Below are 14,284 nucleotides of genomic sequence, written 5' to 3'. Positions count from 1 at the left end.
GATGATGGCGCTTCAGCTTGAATCGGCGCGCGCGGCGAACAGCGCGCGGGCGCCGAGCCAGCAGAGCTTGCCGGCGTCGCCTTGGAGGCGGCCGTCGACATAAACCGAGCGCGGTTGGCGCTTGAGCGCGACTTTGGCGATGAAGCTCTTGCTGGCTTTGGCCAGTTTGCGCGCCAGGCGCTTGGCGTAGATCAACGGCTTTTCGAACACGTGACCGAGCGCATGGAGGCGGCGGATGAGACGCTGCGGTTCGGGCAAACGATTGGCGCGGCCTTGCTTGAGGCGCTCGATTTGCAGACGGCGGCGTTCAAGCTCTTCGGCTTCAAAGCGCGAGGTCGGCGCACCGAGCAAGCTGATGCGCGCGGGATGGGGCTTGGCGTGCGGCCAGAGGCGAAAGGCGTAGGTCTTGACGCGCGCGATGGGCGCAGGCGTGCGCTGCATCTGAAACTGGATCTTCTGCATTTGACGCACATGCAGCGGCAGCGGCGGCGGCTTGGGCTCGGCCGGCGCGAGCGCCAAGGCCTCCAGGAAGATGAGCTTGCGCGCCAAGGCTTCGAGCGCGTTCAGCCATTGCTTGGCGCCGATCAGCGAACGCAACCGCGCGAACATGGTTCGGGTGCGGCTCCAGATATCGGCAAGGGGGAGTGTGAGCGCGTCGTCCATGGGCGGGAGTGTGCCCTCGGCGCCTGACCGGTTGAATAGAATCGCTGCTCGGCTTGGCGCGCGGAGATCGAGCCGCTACTAAGACCCCAACACGCTTGGGGATTTTGATGAAACGCTTCGTCTTGGCCATTCTGGCTGTTGCGGTGGTCGCCTGTTCACCCCCGCAGAATACGAGCGGCGCCGAAGCCTTGGTGCGCGATATTTACGCCACCGTGGAGGAGCATATCGGGCGCACGACAACGCCGCTCGAGGCGATCCCGATGACGGACGATTTGGCGAGCCTGGTGTCGCGCGCGCAAGCGGCGGCGGCGGCGCGCAACGAGCCCTTCATCGAAGGCGACATCGCCGCCAATTGCCAGGATTGCACGAGCCTTGATGGACTCGAAGTCGGCCCGCAGGTTTCGCCCGAACCTGTGCCGGCCGCGGAGGGGCATGTGCTGGTGGAGGCGCGCTTTACGTTGAACGGCAATGAGCCGCGCGCGGTGCTCTATGATTTGGTGGAGACGCCGCAAGGTTGGCGCGTCGACAACATTCTCACCGAAGGCTTCAATCTACGCACCGAAGCGCAATCCTATCTGGATGACGCGGCCGAGCCCGCCGAGGAAATCCCGGCGCCGTAAGCGCCTTGAAGATGCCGTGTGGGCCGACTAAGCCCGGTGCGCTGGGGACAAGGCCGGGACAGGAAAATTCATGCGCGTTCTGATATTTGCGGCGCTGCTGGCGCTGGGGGCTTGTGCGACCGGCGGCGGCGAGGTCTCGCGCGATCAAGGACCCGACGGCGAATTTCCCTTCGCGGTGGAGCGCGGCACGGCGTTGCCGCCGCCGACCGAGGTCGCGGGGGCTGGCCAAGCGCCGCCGCAAGGGGCTGGCGCGGGCGGGTTGGATTTCGGCCAATGGCGCGGCGCGGACCCGGCGACCTATGCGCCGGCGTTCCAAACGCGTGTGCGTGAGCGCTTTGCCGGCCGCGAGCGCGCGGCGGTCAGGGCGGACCTCGAAGCCAATGGCTTTGCGTGTCAGGATGGCGAGCGGCTGGAATGTCGTATCGAGATCATGGAGCAGCAGTGCGCTGTGGATTGGTATGTCGTATTAGAGCGCAACCGGGCCGAGCCGATCGCCGGCTTCGATAGAATGTGCCTCGGCGCGCGATAGGGATGAATGTGATGAAGCGTTTTGCGATCGCCGCTATTTTGGCGTTGGCGCTGGCCGCCTGCGAGACGAGCTCGGTCGGCGGGGTGTCGACGCCGTCGGGGCCGGCGAGCATTCCATCCTCGCCGCTGGAGCTTGGCGATTGGCGCAATGCGACGCCGGCGGCGACGCTGAGCGCGTTCCAGAGCAATGTCACGAACCGCTATCGCGCGGGCCTCGACCTGAGCGCGGTGTCTGGCGATTTGCGGCGGCAGGATTTCAATTGCGCGGCTGGGCCGCAGAATGGGCGCGGCGATCCGCCGGAGCAGGTGTGTCGGCGTACGATCAGCGCCAGCGGCTGCACGCACACGTGGCAAGTGCATCTCTTCGATGAGGGCGGCGACGGCCGCTTGGCGCGCACGCGCGGGCTCTATGATCGCCGCTGCGGCAGCGATGGTTTGCTGGGCGGGCCGGGCCGATAGTCTCTACGGGTGCGGGTGCGCCTCGGTTGGCGCGGTGTTGAGATAGCTGGCGACGTCCGGCGGCTCGAGCGTGAGCATCGGCGCGAGACGCCAATTCACCACCACGTATTTGTCGCGCAAGCGCGTGAGCGCTTCCCGTCCTGTCAGCACGGCGTGCGGCGCGGCCGAACCCATCACGTCGATCAAGCGTGCTTCGGACGTGAAGAGGAACCCAGCTTCGCGACCTTCGCCCAGCGCGAGCAGGCGCGGGGGCGCGCCATCGAGATTGGATTGCAGCGCCAGCGCGACTTGGCTGTCGAGCAGCAAGCGGCGGAATTCAGGGCGGGCGGCTTCGTCGTGCAGCGCGGCCACGAACGCGCGCTCGAGATCGTTGGCGGGCGTGATCTGGGGCGGGCCAGCGGGGCGGGGCGGCGTGACGCCCGACTGCGTTTGGGCTTGCGCCAGCACGGGAAAAGCCGCAGCCGCGCTGGCGGCGATCAGGAATGAGCGTCGTTGCATGGGGGCAGCCTCCGTGGGCTTTGCATCGCCGTCAAGGAAGGCCACATAAAGGCGAATGGAAGACCTCTATCACCCCCGGATTTTGGAACTGGCCGCCGACATGCCCCATGTCGGCCGGTTAGAGGCGCCGGATGGGGCGTCGACCAAGGTGAGCCGCGTGTGCGGTTCGGTGGTGACGGTCGAACTGAAGCTGAAGGATGGCTTGGTGAGCGACATCGCCGTGCATCCGAAGGCGTGCGCTCTGGGGCAAGCGGCGACGGGCGTGTTGGCGATGCACGCGATTGGGGCAAGCCCGCAGGAAATTCGCGACGCACGCGACGGCTTGCGCGCGATGCTGAAAGAAGGCGCGGCGCCGCCGACCGGGCGCTTCTGGGAGCTGCGGCATCTGGAAGGCGTGCGCGAATATCCGCCGCGCCATGCGAGCACGATGTTGGCGTTTGACGCGGCGGTGGAGGCGTTGGATCAGGCCGCGCGCGCGAAGGCGAGCTGAGCATGCGGCGGGGGATTTTAGCCTCATTGCTGATGCTGGCCGCGTGCGCCAGTGCGCCGGTGCGTGCGCCGCTCGATGTGGATGCGCTGATGGCTGACGCGCCTGCGTATGTCGCGACGCGCTATGACGCGGGTGCGCTGCCAGCGGATTTGGTGAGCGATCTGAACGCCGCGGGCTTTGAGTGCGTGCACCGCGCGACGATGAGTGAGTGCACGCTGACGCAACACGCGTTCGCCTCGTGCTTTGATATTTCCGTCGTGCGGATTTCGGCGACGGAGACTGTTCATGCCGAGCGCACTCGCCGCTGCATGGGCGCGCGGCCGGACTAATGCTTATTCGGGCTGCGACCGCTGCGGACGCCGACGCCATCTGGGCGATTCTGGAGCCGATCATTCGCGAGGGTGAGACGTTGACCCTGCCGCGCGACATGGGCCGGGAGGCGGCGCTCGGCTATTGGTGCGCGCCTGCGCATGAGGTGGCCGTGGCGGAGCGCGACGGCGTGGTGCTCGGGGTTTCCTATCTTCGCGCGAACCAGCAGGGGCCGGGCGCGCATGTGGCGAATGCTGGCTATGCGACGTCGCCGGCGGCGCGTGGGCAAGGCGTGGCGCGCGCGTTGCTGGTGCATTCGCTGGAGCGGGCGAAAGCGCGCGGGTTCCGGGCGATGCAATTCAACATCGTGATTTCGACCAACGAACGCGCGGTCAAAACCTGGGCTGCGCATGGGTTCGAGATCGTGGGGCGGCTGCCGGGTGCGTTCGAACATCCGCGCTTGGGCTTCGTCGACGCGCTGGTGATGTATCGCGCGCTTTGAAGGCGGGCGGGGACGCCTGCGCTCCATAATTCACTTGGCCCTGGGAGGCGTGGGCGCTAGCGTCCCCGCCGCGTGTGGGGCGCAGAGGGGAAGTTCTATGCTCAGGCTGGTTTTGCTGCTTTTGGTGATCGCGGGCGTGGCGGGCTATTTCACGAAGCCGGATGAGCCGACGATGCGCGCCGCCGCCGAGCAAGTGCTGAACGACCCGCAAAACATCTCCGAAGGTTTCGAAACGATTGGCGCGGCGTTCGCCGGCAGCAATGTCTATTCGGATTATTATGTGGCCTCGAAATATGTCGTCTCGCTGGGCGACCGCCCGCTGGTCGAGTGTTGGGGCGCGTTCACGCAGACGCAATGCAAGCGCGTCGAAGCGCCTGCAGACGCGCAATAAGCTTTCCCGCATCGTATGCGGACCGTCGCCGGCTCTTGGTTGAGCGGGCGGCCCGAAGCATGCTATAAGAGCGAGATGCAACGGCTCACGTCGACGACGACTACTTATTAAAGCCGGCGGCGCGGGATCGGGCGCGCCGCAGCGGCAGCGTTGCGCCCCGGTCAGATCAACCGAAAACCTGTTTTGTGATGTCGCCGAGCCTTCCTGCGCGGGGCCTCCTGGGCCTGATCCAGCTCTATAAATGGACGCTTTCGCCCCTGATCGGGCGCGATTGCCGCTATTTGCCGACCTGTTCGTCCTACGCCGCGGACGCGATCCGTAAGCATGGCGCGTGGGCGGGAAGCTGGATGGCGACGGCGCGGCTTTGCCGGTGCCACCCTTGGGGCGGTCACGGCTGGGATCCGGCGCCGGAACAAAAGCCGCAAGCGGCGTGGTACGCGCCGTGGCGGCTTGGTGATTGGAAGGGCGGCTATCGCGCGCCGCCATCCTCCCCCGCAAGCGGGGGAGCACCAGATGAGAGACAAACATGAGCATTTCTCTGCAATTTCCTGATGGCGCCGTGCGTGAGTACGCGGATGGCGCAACGCCGCTTGCGGTGGCCGAGGGCATTTCCAAGGGGCTGGCGAAGAAGGTCGTCGCCGCCAAAATCGATGGCGCGTGGTGGGATTTGACGCGGCCGTTGGAAGCCGGCGGCAGAATCGAGCTCGTCACGCGCGATAGCGCGGATGGTCTGGAAGTGTTGCGCCACGACGCGGCGCACGTTTTGGCGCAAGCGGTGCAGGAGCTTTTCCCCGGCACGCAAGTGACCTTCGGCCCGGTGACGGAGGATGGCTTCTATTACGATTTCGCGCGCGACGAACCGTTCTCGACTGATGATTTCGAGAAGATCGAAAAGCGCATGCGCGAGATCGTGGATGCGGATTTGCCGATCATTCGCAAGGTCTGGGACAAGGAGGCCGCGATCGCGCACTTCCGCTCCATCGGCGAAATCTACAAGGCCGAGACGATCGACGAAGTGATCAAGCCGGGTGAACCGATCACGATCTATTCGCATGGCGACAAATGGGGCGATCTGTGTCGCGGGCCGCACCTGCCGTCGACGGGGCGTCTGGGCAAGGCCTTCAAGCTGATGAAGCTGGCCGGCGCCTATTGGCGTGGCGATCAGAAGAACCAGCAGCTGCAGCGCATCTACGGCACCGCCTGGGCTGACGAGAAGCAGCTCGAAGACTATCTGAAGCGCATTGAAGAAGCCGAGAAGCGCGATCACCGTAAGATCGGCCGTCAGATGAACCTCTTCCATATGCAGGAAGAGGGACGCGGCATGACGTTCTGGCATGAAAAGGGCCTGACGCTGTGGCGCACGATCGAAGCGTATCTGCGCCGCCGACTCGATGCGGCGGGTTATGTCGAAGTGCGCACGCCGCAAGTGCTCGACCGCGTGTTCTGGGAAAAGTCAGGCCATTGGGAGAATTATCGCCCGAACATGTTCGTGTGCGAGACGGTCGAAGGCGAGGAATTGGCGCTGAAGCCGATGAATTGCCCTGGCCACATCCAGATTTTCCGCTTCGGACAGAAATCGTATCGCGATCTGCCGTTGCGGATGGCGGAGATGGGGGCGTGCCATCGCTACGAGCCTTCGGGTTCGCTGCATGGCCTGATGCGTGTGCGCGCATTTACGCAAGACGATGCGCACATCTTCTGCCGCGAGGATCAGATCGTCGATGAGGTGGCCGACTTCATCACGCTGGCGTCGTCGATCCACGCCGATTTCGGCTTGACGCGCGATCACATCACGCTCGGCACGCGCCCGGAGAAGCGCGCGGGATCGGATGAGTTCTGGGACAAGACGGAAGCGCAATTGCTCGACGCGGCGCGGAAAGCGGGCGTCGAACCGGTGATCGCGCACGGCGACGGCGCCTTCTATGCGCCGAAGCTGGACTTCCAATTGAAGGATGCGATCGGCCGGATGTGGACCTGCGGCACGATTCAGAACGACTACGTGCTGCCGGAGCGCCTCGGCGCCGAATATGTCGGCGAGGATGGCGCCAAGCATAAGCCGGTGATGTTGCACCGCGCGATCTTCGGTTCGTTCGAGCGCTTCATCGGCGTGGTGATCGAGAATTACGCCGGCGCGTTTCCGCTGTGGCTGGCCCCGACGCAGGTCGTGGTCGCGACCATCACGTCGGAGGCCGACGGCTACGCGCAAGAGGTCGCGGCTGCGATGAAGCAGGCGGGGCTGCGGGTGGAGCTTGATCTGCGCAACGAGAAGGTGGGCTACAAAGTCCGCGAGCACTCGCTGGCGAAGATCCCGGTGATCGCGGTCGTCGGCAAAAAGGAGGCGGAGGAGCGCAAGCTCGCGTTGCGTCGCTTCGGCAGCCAGGACCAGAGCGTGCTGGGCCTGGATGAAGCGCTGGCCGCACTCGCCGACGAGGCGACGCCGCCGGATTTGAAGCGGGCTAGAGGCTAAATCAGCTGTAACATCCGCGTGTTGTCCCAAGTCGGACACACGCGGCCCTAGACGACGCCCCATATGCGCTACAGGATGTGACTCGGTATTGGCTCCGGGGGCGGAGACAAAGGTGGACAAGTTCCCCTCTCGCGAAAGATCAGCGGCGGCGACATTGGAGCCGCGCGTGACCGCGATTGTCGTCGCCCGTTCCGTCGCCGCAAACGCCACCGGTCAGTCCGCGCTTGATTTGTGCTTGCGCAGCGCGCTGTCGGAGCCGTGGGTGGACGATCTCGTCATCGTCGATCAAGCGAACGCGCCGGCGGTGTCGTCGGCGCTCAGGGCGCTGCAATTGGATCGGCGCGATGTGCGCGTGGTGGTGGCGGACGCGCGCATGAGCGCCGCGGCGGCCGCCAACCTTGGCGCGGCGCAGGCGCGCGGACGTTGGCTTTTGTTTCTGGATGCGGACGTGGTGCTGCAGCGCGGGGCGGTGCAGCGCATGACGAGTTCCGCCAATGGCGTCGCTTCGCCGTGGATCGTCGGCGGTCGGCTGACGGATTTGGAGGGGCGTGAGAAACGCGCAGCCCGGGGCGGCGCGCTGAACACGTTCTCGGCGCTGGCCGTGGCGATGGGATTGCCGGGGGTAAAGCCTGCGCCACGCAAGAAGGCGTCCGCGAAGCCGCAAGCGGCGGCGCCTGTGGCGGCCGTGTCCGGCGCGTTCATGCTGATCCCGCGCGCGGACTTCAGCGCGCTCGGCGGCTTTGACGAAGCCTATGTCAGCGACGCGGCGGATTTGGATCTGTGCAAGCGCGCCGCCGATGCTGGCGGCGCGGTGTTATTGCAGCCGCAGGCTTCGGGCGTGAAATTCGAGCGCCATCGTAAAGGACGCAGGCAGGCGCAGGGGCTTGCACGGTTTGCAGTGAAGGCAGCGAAATCCCCGTTGGAAAAGGCGTTCGCGGTGTTCGCGGGGCCGGCCATCGCGACGCTGGTTGGTTTGCGCGATCTCATCGGCGGGGGCCCGCCGCAGCCTCGGACCCGGTCTCGGCGCTGACGGCGCGTACGCGGCCGATATGCAGCGTTGTGTTTTCGCCGCGCCCCAACGCCATGCCGCGGGCCGGCGCCTCCACCTCCTCGAAGACCAGGCCGCGCGCCAATAGCAGCGCGCGCGTACGTTCCAACACCCGGCCTTCCATGACGAGACTATCGCCGGGTTGCGCCTGTGCGGCCATGTCCTCGGGCTGCGCCATGCGGATCGAGGTGCGGGTGAGGAAGATGAGGCTGGGCTGGCTGTAGCCGACCACCCAGAAGGGCTCCTCGTCGCGTGGCATCATCCGCGCGCGGGTGAGGGCTGCGACGGCTTCTTGGCTGACGAACAAGGAGCGCGCCTCGGGTAGCGTGCGTTCGCGCAATGTGAACGAAAGCGCGAGCGCGCACGCGATCAGAATGCCGGCGCGCGCCGTCGGGCGTTTGACAAGCGAGAGCCCGACGATCGAGGCGATGAGGACGAGCGCGCCGATGATGCCGGCGCTCAACGCGCGGCGGAAATCGGCGTCGAAACCACCAGGCATATAGGTCGCGACAAACGCCGTAAGGCCGACAATGAGCGCGCCAAACAGGCCGAACAACACCGCGCCAAGCGGGTGCATGGTGCGCCATTGCTTCGTGCGCATGGCCATGAGGCCGGCAGCGCAGAGCAGCGCGATCGCGGGATAGGCTGGCAGCGTGTAGTGGACGAGTTTGGTTGGGAAGAACTCAAAGAGAAGAAACGTCGGTACGGCCCAGCAGAGCAGGAAGCGCAGCGCCGCTTGGCTTTCGTCGTCGCGCGGCGCGCGGATCGCCGTAAAACTAATGCGCGCAGCGGCGGGCAGCGCGTAGGTGGCGGGGAAGATCAGCAGCGGCAGCAGCAGCACATAATAGCCGGGAAGGCCCCCGTGCGAATGATCCACGCCAGCGACTTTGGGGCCGAGCTCATTGGCGAGCAATTCGGTGTAGAAGGCGCCGTTGGTGACAATGCCGATGGAGATGAGCCAAGGCAGCGTGATGGCGAGGGCGAGTATCGGGCCAGGCCACCAGAGCAATGGCTTCATCCACGCCGCCTTGCGTTCCCACACATAGAGTGCGCCCAGGGTGAGCGCGGCGATGAGCGGGGTGATCGGCCCTTTGACCAGAACGCCCGCACCGATCGCGGCCCAAAAGATCAAGCTCGTCAGGCGTGGGCGCGGTTTGCGCGCGTAGAGTTGTGCGAGCGCGGCGAGTGCGAGCGTCGTGAACCCCACCATCACGGAATCGGTTTTCGCGATCATGCCCTCAAGGCCGGCGAGCAGGCCGGTGGCGAACAGTCCGGCGCCGATCAGCGCGGTGCGATGGGGCAGCAGCGCAGCGCCCGCCCACATGGTCGCGAGGGCGGCGAGCGCCAAGCCAAGCGCAGAGGGGATGCGATAGGGCCAGATCGTGTTGAGCTTTGGGATCAGCGGCGCGAACGTGTGCACCGACGCGGCTTGCAGCCAATGGATGCCGATGGGTTTGCGATTGCGATCCTGGTCTTGCAGGCGGATGCGGACATAATCGTCGGACTCGATCATCTGCCGTGTGGCTTGCGCGAAGCGGGCTTCGTCGATGTCGAGCGGCGGCACCTTGGTCGCGCCGAACAGGCCCGAGGCCAGCGCGATCAGGGCGATCAACACGTAGCCGCGCCAACCCCGCGTGATTTGCTGGAAGAGTGATGGGGCCGGCGCGTCCGTCATGGAAACCGCCCATAACCCGCCAAAATGACTGTGTCTTGACGGCGCCCCTCAGGTGCGCGCTCTCGCCTCAGGGCGGGGAAGCGGCTATGAGGGCCGCCTTCCTGGCCCCGGGGACGCCTTTTGCCCGAGACGATTGAATTCAGCATTGTCGTGCCGGTGCATGACGAAGCCGGCAATGCGGCCAATCTGGCGCGCGAAATCGCCGCCGTTTTGGATGGCCGCTCGTACGAAATGATTTTCGTGGACGATGCGAGCCGCGACGACACGCGCGCCGAACTGGCTGCTTTGAAAGCGGAATTGCCGGCGTTGCGGCTGGTGGGGCACCGCAAGAACGCGGGCCAAAGCCGTGGCGTGCGCACGGGCGTCTTGGCCGCGCGCGCGCCGATCGTGGGCACGCTCGACGGCGACGGCCAGAACGACCCGGCGGACCTGCCGCGGCTCTACGCGAAGCTGACGCGTGCGGACGCGCCGCCGCATCTGGGCATGGTGGCGGGCAAGCGCACCAAGCGCCAGGACAGCTGGAGCAAGCGCATGGCCTCCCGCCTCGCCAACAATATTCGCAAAGCCGCGCTCAAGGATGGCGCCGACGATAGTGGTTCAGGCGTCAAGGTGTTCAAAAGGGAGGCATTTTTGCTTCTTCCCTATTTCGATCACATGCACCGTTTCATGGCCGCACTGATGCTGCGCGAAGGCTATGCAGTGGAGTTTTTAGAGGTTAACCATCGTCACAGGGGCGCCGGGCGCTCGAAGTACACGAACCTAGGCAGGCTCGCCGCCAATATGACGGACCTGTTTGGGGTGATGTGGCTTCAGAGCCGGGCGCGATCACCTGGGGGTACGGACGAGCTATGAGCGAGAACCGTGTAGATCCAGGCGAACGCATAGCGCTTCAAACGGCGGCGACGCGGGGGCGTCGAGCAGGCACGCAACAGCAGGGGAGTCCCATGGGGGCGATTTTCAACGTCTTTCCGCTGATCCTGATCCCGGTACTGACGTACAATATCTGGGCGTTCGGGGCGACGGCGACGTCCGATGGCGACGGCGCTTCGGTGCGTCAGCATCTGGCGGATGTCTGGGTGCGCATTCCGATGGCGTCGGGGGCGGAATGGACCATTTCGTTCGGCGACGTGATGGTGCTGCTGGCGCTCATCCTGCTCTTCGTCGAGCTGCTGAAATCGACCTCCACCGGCACCGCGGCGATCTTCAATCACGCGCTGTCGATGCTCGTGTTCATCATCTGCTTGGTCGAGTTTCTGCTTCACCCGGCGTTCGCGACCAGCGTGTTCTTCGTCATCCTGGTGATGGCGCTGCTCGATGTGCTCGCGGGCGTTGTGGTGACGATCATCTCGGCCCGCCGCGACGTCGAATTCGCGGGCCAGCATTAAGCTCGGTTCATGCTCCCCCGCGAGCGGGGGAGCTGTCGCGTCAGCGACTGAGGGGGCGTTTGAGCCGCGCTTCCCCCTCCGCTTCGCTGCGCTCAGCACCTCCCCCGCAAGCGGGGGAGGATTGTCGTCACAGGCACCACATTCCCAGCGCCAGCGCGATTGAGAAGTCGAGCCAGCGGGCGAATCGGGGGAGGATGGCGGCCATGATCGGAGCGGACCCTGCAGGTTCGGCGCCGGTTTGAACGTGGGTGGATCGATGTCGCTTTTCTTTGACGCCGATTGGTTCGACGCCAAACTTGGTGAACGCGGCCTGGACCGTGGCGCGCTGTCCGAAGCGGCGGGCATCGAGCGCGCCGCCCTGCATGCGATTTATCTCAACGAACGCGCCGCGAGCGCGGCGGAGCTAGACGCGTTCGCGCGTGTGCTGGGCGTGGACATTGTCGAGGTGACCTTGCGCAGCGGCGTGGCCACGCGCGATGCCGAGCCGCGCGAAGACGCGGCGGCGCGGATCGAGAGCATCGAGGCGCGGCTGGATGCGATCGACAGCTGGCTCGAAGAGTTCGAGCGCGCGACCAAGAAGAGCGCTTAAGCGGTTACATTCACCACAATGCCGCGGCGCGGCTTGAGTTCGGCGGTTGCATAGCCGTCGGTGTGCGTGGCTTCAGGCGTGGCGATTTGGTTGACGAGCGTGGCCGCGAACAGAGGGTCCAGCTTGGTGGACGCGGCCCGGCGGTCGCGCTGGCGGCGCTCGCCGCGGCGCTGATCGCCGATGTCCTCAAACTCGGCGTCGATGGCCTGGGGTTTGGGATGTCCCTCCATGGGCCAGTCCGCTGCATCCCACGTGCCAAACGAAAATTAACCGCTATCGTTTCCGGCAAGGGAGCGAAACATGCGCGAGTACGCCGATTATGATGGGCTGGGCCTGGCCGCTTTGGTGCGCAAGGGCGAGGTGACGGCCGCCGAGCTGCTTGAGGCCGCGATCGAGCGCATTGAGCGCCATAATGGCGTGCTGAATGCGGTGACTTTCAAAGCGTATGATGAAGCGCGGACAACGGCGGCTAGCGCATTGCCGGACGGTCCGTTCAAAGGTGTGCCATTTCTGATCAAGGATTTGGGACTGCGCGTGAAAGGCTGGCCGCGCACTTCGGCGAGCAAGTTCGCGCAGGTGGCGGCGGATGAGAGCGATTCGACGCTGACGGCGCGCTATCGCGAGGCCGGCGTCGTGCTCGCGGGCAAGACCAACACGCCGGAATTCGGCATTCCTGGCGTGACGACATCGGCGCTGCTGGGGCCGTGCCGCAATCCTTGGAATCCCGAGCACATTTCCGGCGGCTCGTCGGGCGGGGCGGCGAGCGCGGTGGCGGCGGGCATGGTTCCGCTGGCGCACGCGAGCGACGGCTTGGGCTCCATTCGCATTCCGGCGGCGTGCTGCGGCTTGGTCGGGATGAAGACGACGCGCGACCGCAATCCGAACGGGGTGGACGACACCGATCGCGCGATGGGCTTTTCGGTTGATCATGTGGTGAGCCGCACGGTGCGTGACAGCGCCGCGATGCTGGATGCGACGGGCTATCCCGAACCGGCGAGCCCGTTTGCGTACCCGGCCAAGGAGCGGCCCTATTTGGATGAGGTTGAGCGTTCGCCGGGCAAGCTGCGGATTGCGTGGTCGACGGAGACGCCGTCGGCCAAGCCGGTGGATGCCGAGATCCAGCGCGCGCTGGAGGATACGGCCGAGACGCTGAAAGCGCTTGGCCACGAGGTGCGCGAAGAGGGGCTCGGCATCGATTATCGCACGCTCTATCGCGCGCAGGGTTTGGTGTCGGCGTCGAACTTCGCGGCCGGCATGCGGCGTTGGGCGGAAGTGAAAGGGCGCGAGCCGCAAGAGGGCGAGATCGAAGGCTTGGCGTGGCGCGCTTATCAGGCGGGCAAGCGGATTAGCGGCGAAGACGCGATGTGGGGCTGGCAGCAGCTGCGGCTATCCAACCGCGCAATCCTGCAGCGCTTTGAAAGCTGGGACGTGCTGGCCACGCCGGTGCTCGGCACGAATGTGCCGCGCGTCGATGAACTCGACACGCTGACCGATGATTTGCGCGGGTTCGACAAGCGCCAGGCGCAAGCCTTCCCGTTCACGCCGCCGTTCAACATGACGGGCCAGCCCTCGCTCTCGTTGCCGCTCTGGCAAAGCGAAAGCGGGCTGCCGATCGCGGTGATGTTCACGGCCAAATATGCGGACGAAGGCACGCTCTTTCGCTTGGCGGGACAGCTCGAAAAGGAATTGCCTTGGAAGCAACGCAAGCCCAAGCTTTGGAATTGACGCACGCAAACGTGCGCAAACCGCGCAGGGAGGCGCATCATGGCTGAGCACAAGGGCGACAACACGTATCTCGCGCCGCTGATCGGCGCGATTATCCTGACGGCGCTGTGGGCCGCTTACACGCTTTTCATCGTGTATGAGATGGCGGTGTTGCCGCCGCCCGGCTAGGGCTCAGCTCTTACCGCGCGACATGGCGTCGAGCTGCTTCTGCATCGCTTCCATCTGCTTGCGCAGCTCGGCGACTTGCTCGTCCTTTTCGTCCTCGTCGGCGGGCGTGGATTTTGGCGCGTTGGGGAAGCCGCCGGCGCCGGGCACGGCGAAGGGCGCCCACATTTTCATGGCTTGTTGGAACATCGCCATGTTGCGCTGCGCCTGTTCCTCGAACGCCGCGAGCGGCGTCGCCGCGCCAAACGTGCGCGACATGTTCTCGCGCATCTGTTCCTGCGCCTTGGAGAAACTCTCCATGCTCATTTCGAGATAAGGCGGCAGGAAGCCTTGCATCTGATCGCCATAGAAGCGGATCAGGCGGCGCAGGAATTGGACCGGGAGCAGGTTCTGGCCCTTGCTCTCCTGTTCGAAAATGATCTGCGTCAGCACCGAGCGGGTAATGTCGTCGCCGGTCTTGGCGTCGAGCACGACGAAGTCGACACCTTCGCGCACCATTTCCGACAGATGATCGAGCGTCACGTAGCTCGAGGCGGCGGTATTGTAGAGCCGCCGGTTCGCATACTTCTTGATGACGACAGCGTCGGTTTGAGTTTCGCCGCCGGCCTCCCCAGCCCCAGGGCCGTTTGCATCCGCCACGATCGCTTCCTCATTTTTGCGCCCGCGAAAAGCGGGCTTTGCCGGAGAATCCGCTCTCCTTCGCCGCATTGCAAGAAAAAGCGTCCGTGAGGGAAGCTGCTTGCGACGGGGGCGCTTGGATTTCGCGCTTC

Annotated in this window: 20 protein-coding genes; 15 read left to right on the top strand and 5 right to left on the bottom strand. The window is 65.3% G+C overall.

Going from position 1 to position 14,284, the window contains the following annotated elements:
* Nucleotides 1-12 precede the first annotated feature (12 nt).
* On the bottom strand, nucleotides 13-663 hold the full coding sequence (locus tag VF769_RS12215; protein ID WP_331008691.1) for a hypothetical protein: 651 nt from the start codon (nucleotides 661-663) through the stop codon (nucleotides 13-15).
* 107 nt (nucleotides 664-770) lie between these two features.
* On the opposite strand from VF769_RS12215, the gene VF769_RS12210 reads away from it, so the two are divergent.
* The 3 genes from VF769_RS12210 to VF769_RS12200 all read left to right on the top strand — a co-directional run bounded on the left by VF769_RS12210 (nucleotide 771) and on the right by VF769_RS12200 (nucleotide 2,270).
* Nucleotides 771-1,283: a hypothetical protein gene (locus VF769_RS12210; RefSeq protein ID WP_331008690.1), complete on the top strand. Its 513-nt coding sequence runs from the start codon at nucleotides 771-773 to the stop codon at nucleotides 1,281-1,283.
* Between the two features lie 70 nt (nucleotides 1,284-1,353).
* Nucleotides 1,354-1,812 (top strand): hypothetical protein, encoded by a 459-nt coding sequence (locus tag VF769_RS12205; RefSeq protein ID WP_331008689.1) that lies wholly within the window; start codon nucleotides 1,354-1,356, stop codon nucleotides 1,810-1,812.
* A gap of 11 nt (nucleotides 1,813-1,823) precedes the next feature.
* Entirely contained in the window at nucleotides 1,824-2,270 is a 447-nt protein-coding gene (locus VF769_RS12200) for a hypothetical protein (RefSeq protein WP_331008688.1), read from the top strand.
* Nucleotides 2,271-2,273: 3 nt separating this feature from the next.
* Here VF769_RS12200 and VF769_RS12195 read toward each other — a convergent pair whose 3' ends face one another.
* Complete coding sequence (locus VF769_RS12195; protein WP_331008687.1) at nucleotides 2,274-2,768, bottom strand: hypothetical protein; 495 nt, start codon at nucleotides 2,766-2,768, stop codon at nucleotides 2,274-2,276.
* A 55-nt stretch (nucleotides 2,769-2,823) separates the two neighbouring features.
* On the opposite strand from VF769_RS12195, the gene VF769_RS12190 reads away from it, so the two are divergent.
* The 7 genes from VF769_RS12190 (at nucleotide 2,824) to VF769_RS12160 (ending at nucleotide 7,957) form a co-directional block, all read left to right on the top strand.
* Entirely contained in the window at nucleotides 2,824-3,258 is a 435-nt protein-coding gene (locus VF769_RS12190; protein ID WP_331008686.1) for an iron-sulfur cluster assembly scaffold protein, read from the top strand.
* 2 nt (nucleotides 3,259-3,260) lie between these two features.
* Nucleotides 3,261-3,587 carry a hypothetical protein gene (locus VF769_RS12185; protein WP_331008685.1) on the top strand — a complete coding sequence of 109 codons (327 nt, stop codon included), beginning with the start codon at nucleotides 3,261-3,263 and terminating at the stop codon, nucleotides 3,585-3,587.
* Nucleotides 3,587-4,069: a GNAT family N-acetyltransferase gene (locus VF769_RS12180; protein ID WP_331008684.1), complete on the top strand. Its 483-nt coding sequence runs from the start codon at nucleotides 3,587-3,589 to the stop codon at nucleotides 4,067-4,069. Before VF769_RS12185 ends, VF769_RS12180 begins: the two co-directional genes overlap by 1 nt.
* A gap of 97 nt (nucleotides 4,070-4,166) precedes the next feature.
* Nucleotides 4,167-4,460 carry a hypothetical protein gene (locus VF769_RS12175; protein WP_331008683.1) on the top strand — a complete coding sequence of 98 codons (294 nt, stop codon included), beginning with the start codon at nucleotides 4,167-4,169 and terminating at the stop codon, nucleotides 4,458-4,460.
* 188 nt (nucleotides 4,461-4,648) lie between these two features.
* Nucleotides 4,649-4,990, top strand: a complete 342-nt coding sequence (gene yidD, locus VF769_RS12170) for a membrane protein insertion efficiency factor YidD (RefSeq protein ID WP_331008682.1) — start codon at nucleotides 4,649-4,651, stop codon at nucleotides 4,988-4,990.
* Nucleotides 4,987-6,927, top strand: a complete 1,941-nt coding sequence (gene thrS / locus VF769_RS12165; RefSeq protein WP_331008681.1) for a threonine--tRNA ligase — start codon at nucleotides 4,987-4,989, stop codon at nucleotides 6,925-6,927. Before yidD ends, thrS begins: the two co-directional genes overlap by 4 nt.
* A gap of 166 nt (nucleotides 6,928-7,093) precedes the next feature.
* Nucleotides 7,094-7,957, top strand: a complete 864-nt coding sequence (locus VF769_RS12160) for a glycosyltransferase family 2 protein (RefSeq protein WP_331008680.1) — start codon at nucleotides 7,094-7,096, stop codon at nucleotides 7,955-7,957.
* On the opposite strand, the gene VF769_RS12155 is transcribed toward VF769_RS12160, so the two are convergent.
* Nucleotides 7,911-9,650 carry a glycosyltransferase family 39 protein gene (locus VF769_RS12155; RefSeq protein WP_331008679.1) on the bottom strand — a complete coding sequence of 580 codons (1,740 nt, stop codon included), beginning with the start codon at nucleotides 9,648-9,650 and terminating at the stop codon, nucleotides 7,911-7,913. The two genes, VF769_RS12160 and VF769_RS12155, sit on opposite strands and share 47 nt — an antisense overlap.
* Nucleotides 9,651-9,770: 120 nt before the next feature.
* Between VF769_RS12155 and VF769_RS12150 the strand changes: the two genes are divergently transcribed.
* The 3 genes from VF769_RS12150 to VF769_RS12140 all read left to right on the top strand — a co-directional run bounded on the left by VF769_RS12150 (nucleotide 9,771) and on the right by VF769_RS12140 (nucleotide 11,624).
* The gene (locus VF769_RS12150) at nucleotides 9,771-10,502 is read left to right on the top strand and encodes a glycosyltransferase family 2 protein (protein WP_331008678.1); all 732 of its coding nucleotides are present in this window, start codon (nucleotides 9,771-9,773) and stop codon (nucleotides 10,500-10,502) included.
* A gap of 92 nt (nucleotides 10,503-10,594) precedes the next feature.
* A complete protein-coding gene (locus tag VF769_RS12145) occupies nucleotides 10,595-11,035 on the top strand; it encodes a hypothetical protein (RefSeq protein ID WP_331008677.1) in 441 nt (146 codons plus the stop codon).
* Between the two features lie 256 nt (nucleotides 11,036-11,291).
* The gene (locus tag VF769_RS12140) at nucleotides 11,292-11,624 is read left to right on the top strand and encodes a helix-turn-helix transcriptional regulator (RefSeq protein ID WP_331008676.1); all 333 of its coding nucleotides are present in this window, start codon (nucleotides 11,292-11,294) and stop codon (nucleotides 11,622-11,624) included.
* Here the strand turns inward: VF769_RS12140 and VF769_RS12135 are convergent.
* The gene (locus tag VF769_RS12135; protein WP_331008675.1) at nucleotides 11,621-11,854 is read right to left on the bottom strand and encodes a hypothetical protein; all 234 of its coding nucleotides are present in this window, start codon (nucleotides 11,852-11,854) and stop codon (nucleotides 11,621-11,623) included. The genes VF769_RS12140 and VF769_RS12135 overlap by 4 nt on opposite strands.
* Before the next feature lie 70 nt (nucleotides 11,855-11,924).
* On the opposite strand from VF769_RS12135, the gene VF769_RS12130 reads away from it, so the two are divergent.
* On the top strand, nucleotides 11,925-13,349 hold the full coding sequence (locus tag VF769_RS12130) for an amidase (RefSeq protein WP_331008674.1): 1,425 nt from the start codon (nucleotides 11,925-11,927) through the stop codon (nucleotides 13,347-13,349).
* Nucleotides 13,350-13,388: 39 nt separating this feature from the next.
* Nucleotides 13,389-13,517, top strand: a complete 129-nt coding sequence (locus VF769_RS12125) for a hypothetical protein (RefSeq protein WP_331008673.1) — start codon at nucleotides 13,389-13,391, stop codon at nucleotides 13,515-13,517.
* Between the two features lie 3 nt (nucleotides 13,518-13,520).
* Here VF769_RS12125 and phaR read toward each other — a convergent pair whose 3' ends face one another.
* Nucleotides 13,521-14,153 (bottom strand): polyhydroxyalkanoate synthesis repressor PhaR, encoded by a 633-nt coding sequence (phaR, locus tag VF769_RS12120; RefSeq protein ID WP_331008672.1) that lies wholly within the window; start codon nucleotides 14,151-14,153, stop codon nucleotides 13,521-13,523.
* Between the last annotated feature and the right edge of the window lie 131 nt (nucleotides 14,154-14,284).

Source organism: Vitreimonas sp., assembly GCF_036392335.1.
Taxonomy (GTDB): Bacteria; Pseudomonadota; Alphaproteobacteria; order Caulobacterales; family Aquidulcibacteraceae; genus Vitreimonas.
This window is presented reverse-complemented; position numbering and strand designations above follow the sequence as displayed.

Bases quoted from the DNA above. Each gene is read 5' to 3' on its own strand.
- VF769_RS12215 (WP_331008691.1), bottom strand. From the start codon at position 663: ATGGACGACGCGCTCACACTCCCCCTTGCCGATATCTGGAGCCGCACC.
- VF769_RS12210 (WP_331008690.1), top strand. From the start codon at position 771: ATGAAACGCTTCGTCTTGGCCATTCTGGCTGTTGCGGTGGTCGCCTGT.
- VF769_RS12205 (WP_331008689.1), top strand. From the start codon at position 1,354: ATGCGCGTTCTGATATTTGCGGCGCTGCTGGCGCTGGGGGCTTGTGCG.
- VF769_RS12200 (WP_331008688.1), top strand. From the start codon at position 1,824: ATGAAGCGTTTTGCGATCGCCGCTATTTTGGCGTTGGCGCTGGCCGCC.
- VF769_RS12195 (WP_331008687.1), bottom strand. From the start codon at position 2,768: ATGCAACGACGCTCATTCCTGATCGCCGCCAGCGCGGCTGCGGCTTTT.
- VF769_RS12190 (WP_331008686.1), top strand. From the start codon at position 2,824: ATGGAAGACCTCTATCACCCCCGGATTTTGGAACTGGCCGCCGACATG.
- VF769_RS12185 (WP_331008685.1), top strand. From the start codon at position 3,261: ATGCGGCGGGGGATTTTAGCCTCATTGCTGATGCTGGCCGCGTGCGCC.
- VF769_RS12180 (WP_331008684.1), top strand. From the start codon at position 3,587: ATGCTTATTCGGGCTGCGACCGCTGCGGACGCCGACGCCATCTGGGCG.
- VF769_RS12175 (WP_331008683.1), top strand. From the start codon at position 4,167: ATGCTCAGGCTGGTTTTGCTGCTTTTGGTGATCGCGGGCGTGGCGGGC.
- yidD (WP_331008682.1), top strand. From the start codon at position 4,649: ATGTCGCCGAGCCTTCCTGCGCGGGGCCTCCTGGGCCTGATCCAGCTC.
- thrS (WP_331008681.1), top strand. From the start codon at position 4,987: ATGAGCATTTCTCTGCAATTTCCTGATGGCGCCGTGCGTGAGTACGCG.
- VF769_RS12155 (WP_331008679.1), bottom strand. From the start codon at position 9,650: ATGACGGACGCGCCGGCCCCATCACTCTTCCAGCAAATCACGCGGGGT.
- VF769_RS12145 (WP_331008677.1), top strand. From the start codon at position 10,595: ATGGGGGCGATTTTCAACGTCTTTCCGCTGATCCTGATCCCGGTACTG.
- VF769_RS12140 (WP_331008676.1), top strand. From the start codon at position 11,292: ATGTCGCTTTTCTTTGACGCCGATTGGTTCGACGCCAAACTTGGTGAA.
- VF769_RS12135 (WP_331008675.1), bottom strand. From the start codon at position 11,854: ATGGAGGGACATCCCAAACCCCAGGCCATCGACGCCGAGTTTGAGGAC.
- VF769_RS12130 (WP_331008674.1), top strand. From the start codon at position 11,925: ATGCGCGAGTACGCCGATTATGATGGGCTGGGCCTGGCCGCTTTGGTG.
- VF769_RS12125 (WP_331008673.1), top strand. From the start codon at position 13,389: ATGGCTGAGCACAAGGGCGACAACACGTATCTCGCGCCGCTGATCGGC.